Annotated in this window: 1 rRNA gene; it reads right to left on the reverse strand. The window is 39.4% G+C overall.

Going from position 1 to position 386, the window contains the following annotated elements:
* Positions 1-281: 281 nt before the first annotated feature.
* Positions 282-386: ribosomal RNA gene (gene rrf, locus L1D37_RS23965) — 5S ribosomal RNA — on the reverse strand; the annotation flags it as partial.

Raw genomic sequence — 386 nt, forward strand, 5'->3', positions numbered from 1 at the left:
CCGAGGTTATTTGTATTATTTGTATTGGTCACTCAGTTCATTGAAATCATTTTGATTCCGAAGAATCTGTTTTATCTAACGATAAAACGTTTTGATATTCATCAACGAGTGCCCACACAGATTGATAGGTTTAAATTGTTAAAGAGCTTTGCTTTCAGCGCCTTAGCACTTAAGCAGGACGCGTATAATACGCTTTCTACTTTGAAAGTCAACATAAAATACTAAGAAAACTTAGAACTCTATGGTGACTTGTCTAGAAACTAGACAAAGTCGAAATTAAAGCCTGGCGATGTCCTACTCTCACATGGGGAAGCCCCACACTACCATCGGCGCTATTGTGTTTCACTTCTGAGTTCGGCATGGAATCAGGTGGGTCCACAATGCTA

The organism is Vibrio sp. Isolate33, from assembly GCF_022397895.1.
GTDB classification, from domain to species: domain Bacteria; phylum Pseudomonadota; class Gammaproteobacteria; order Enterobacterales; family Vibrionaceae; genus Vibrio; species Vibrio pomeroyi.